Annotated in this window: 3 protein-coding genes; 2 read left to right on the forward strand and 1 reads right to left on the reverse strand. The window is 33.4% G+C overall.

What is annotated here, in order from left to right; genetic code table 11:
* Positions 1 to 88 precede the first annotated feature (88 nt).
* A complete protein-coding gene (locus tag ACP6PL_RS20560) occupies positions 89 to 940 on the reverse strand; it encodes a DUF4382 domain-containing protein (RefSeq protein ID WP_426547137.1) in 852 nt (283 codons plus the stop codon).
* Between the two features lie 595 nt (positions 941 to 1,535).
* Between ACP6PL_RS20560 and ACP6PL_RS20565 the strand changes: the two genes are divergently transcribed.
* Both ACP6PL_RS20565 and ACP6PL_RS20570 read left to right on the forward strand, forming a co-directional pair.
* Positions 1,536 to 1,886, forward strand: coding sequence for a hypothetical protein (locus ACP6PL_RS20565; RefSeq protein ID WP_426547138.1), 351 nt, complete (start codon positions 1,536 to 1,538; stop codon positions 1,884 to 1,886).
* Positions 1,887 to 2,230: 344 nt separating this feature from the next.
* Complete coding sequence (locus tag ACP6PL_RS20570) at positions 2,231 to 2,665, forward strand: ferritin-like domain-containing protein (RefSeq protein WP_293098577.1); 435 nt, start codon at positions 2,231 to 2,233, stop codon at positions 2,663 to 2,665.
* The last annotated feature ends 228 nt before the right edge of the window (positions 2,666 to 2,893 follow it).

Genomic DNA, 2,893 nt, shown 5'->3' on the forward strand with positions numbered 1-2,893 from the left:
TTACCAACAAAAATAAGATTAAAGTCAGATAAATTAGAAGACAAACATGATTAATCTAGCTACTTTTTGACTTTGAATTTTTTAATTTTTACTTCAAGCTATGGCAATGACCTTCGCCCACATGACCCAAACTAGGCAAAATTCCCATAAATTTTTGGTAGTCATTAGGAGAAAGTTTATCTTTTAATGTAGCCATATCCACCTCAACTTTTCCTGCTGTGGCGATCGCTGCAAAAGGAGAAAAACCTAATGCTCCTGTATTAATTTCCTCATCTGGGGCAGTGCTATTATCACCAAAGATATGGTCAAAGTGGAATGTGGCTTCCAACTCCGCAGTTTCTCCACCTTGCAGAATACCTTTACGCTCATCCCCAACAAAATCTCCACAGGTAAATTCTAGTTCCTGGTCAATTTTGATAGTAAATAGTATGCTCTGACCATCTTTAGTACCTGTGCCACTCATTAATACAGAGTAACCTTTTGCTGGACCATCAGTTGCTTTGGGCATTTTCCAAGAGAGAGCATTGTAGTGACCAGGAGGTGCGGATATTTCACTGAGCAAAATAGTTTCTGCAGTTTCATCTCCCTCTGCTAAATCTACTGTTTTAGTTTGAGCAAAAATCACTTTTTCTGTTGCTTCTGGTTTCCCTCCTGTTTCAGCTTTGTAGGGTGGATCTGTTTGGTAGGCAGTGACTTCTGCTAAGTTGACATAGACCCGATCAAATGTTACTTTCCATCCATCTTTAGTAACAAAGCCTTTTCTGACAAAATCTTCTCCATTAGCACGGAGCTTAAGAGTACCTGGAGTTTGGTCATTTATCTCAGTTGAATTGGTATTAGTTTGAGTCGTCTGAGTTTGACAACTGCTTAGTAAAACAGCCGGCATTCCAAGCAGTAGCGGAAATAAAATTAAAAGCTGTTTTGCGATCTTCATTTTCATTCTTTTGACTTAATAACTAAAATTCAGTACTGAGGGTGAGTAGTAGGAAAAAGATAAAAAAAGCTGAGTATTCAGAGACAAATTATTCTAGTGGGCAATATAATTCTTTGAACAGAAAATGCTCCACAACAGCTCATCTGGGAATAGGGAATAGGAAAAAAGCAAGATAACTCTGCCTCACCAAGGCTAATAAACTGTATAATCAATATTAAGTTCATCAGCAAAATTAATTATATATTTTGTATCCTAAATTATCAAGCATTTTTTGAGATATTGAAGTAAGCTGTTAGGTTTAATTCTTTCTAAAAGTTTTCTACTTTATAGTAGAAAGTTTTTAAGTTCATAAGCAAAATTAATTACACATCCTAATTGACTCCCTATTCTCTGTACCCTGTTCCTTGTTCCCTCTCTCAACTAGGAAATTCCTAAAAGCACAACTACTTATTGTATTATTGTCAGAAACTAGGATGGTAAAATTATTACCTTCCTTGAGATAAAATAAAAAAAACTAATATGTAAAAAATTGTCAATATTTTTGAGACCCATTACAATATGCAATTGTTTTAGTATTAGCCAAAAAACTTACTTAACCAATATGATGAATCACTTTCGTTTTCTATCCTTATCTACCATTGTTGCTAGTTTAATTGCCATGAGTTCCTGTGCAAATACAACTACTCCGACGACAGATCCTAACACAAATCCTGGTACTTCCAATCCAGCCTTATCTCCTGCTCCTGGCACTACAATCAAAATAGATATAAATGATGCTTCAGACTCAGACTTAAAAAAATTAGCAATCAAGTTAAATATACCTGATTTACCAGAAAAAATCAAAAAAAATCGACCTTACAAAGACATTAATGAACTGGCCGTTAAACAAGTTATTAGTCCTCAACAATTAGACTTTGTTAAGAATGATATAACTGTGGCACAACCCAACTAATAATCAAACAAAAATTATAGCTGAAGTCAGAAGTCAGAGGTTAAATTATTACTGTGACTAAACTTGACAGGAATGAGGATCTCCTAATAGTAATGGCGATTGCTATAATTTCAAAATAAGCTCTTTTTAAATTTGTCAAACTTTCCCCTGCTAATATCATTAGCATTTAGTAGGGGTTGAGAAAAAAGTATTTTTACATTTAGATTATCTATAGGAAAAGTTAATATCCACTTTTCTTAAATAAAGGTTAAATAGACGAAAAATTAAATTAATATTGAATCAACAGATTTATATAACTAACCAGTTACAATTAACCAGAGAAATGTAAACTTATAAAAGCGAAAATGAGAGAACTTGACAATCAAAAATCTGTAGAGTTATTAAACTCTATTATGGAATTTGAACTCGCAGGTGTGGTGCGCTATACTCATTATTCCTTAATGGTAACAGGACCAAACCGCATACCAATTGTACAATTTTTTCAAGCTCAAGCTAATGAATCTTTACTTCATGCTCAACAAGCAGGGGAAATATTAACAGGTTTAGAAGGTCATCCAACATTAAAAGTAGCTCCGATTGAAGAAACAAATCAACATTCAGTAGCAGCTCTTTTACAGGAAAGTCTTAACCATGAAGCTAAAGCTTTAGAACTATATAAAAAATTCTTAGAAACTGTAGAAAATGCAAGTATATATTTAGAAGAATATGCTCGGACAATGATTGGTCAAGAAGAGTTACATAATATGGAGATCAAAAAAATGTTGCGTGACTATAGTTGATTAATTTGACCTAGATTAAATATCTAATATCTGTTATAGCAATCCGCCTAAAAGATGTGAATATCTACTGAGAAATTACAGATTATTTAGGAGTCCAAAAAAGATTGTTCGGATTGCTTCATTTTAATCGATAGAAAAGATAAGTCATACCATGTCCGGTAGCATCGGTATTGTAAGTTCATTAATTGATAATTGATAATGGATAATTGATAATTACCTCTGGTTAAA

Source organism: Dapis purpurea BLCC-M126, assembly GCF_050015975.1.
Lineage (GTDB): Bacteria > Cyanobacteriota > Cyanobacteriia > Cyanobacteriales > Microcoleaceae > Trichodesmium.

Coding starts and splice junctions, on each gene's coding strand:
- ACP6PL_RS20565 (WP_426547138.1), top strand. CDS start 1,536: ATGATGAATCACTTTCGTTTTCTATCCTTATCTACCATTGTTGCTAGT.
- ACP6PL_RS20560 (WP_426547137.1), bottom strand. CDS start 940: ATGAAAATGAAGATCGCAAAACAGCTTTTAATTTTATTTCCGCTACTG.
- ACP6PL_RS20570 (WP_293098577.1), top strand. CDS start 2,231: ATGAGAGAACTTGACAATCAAAAATCTGTAGAGTTATTAAACTCTATT.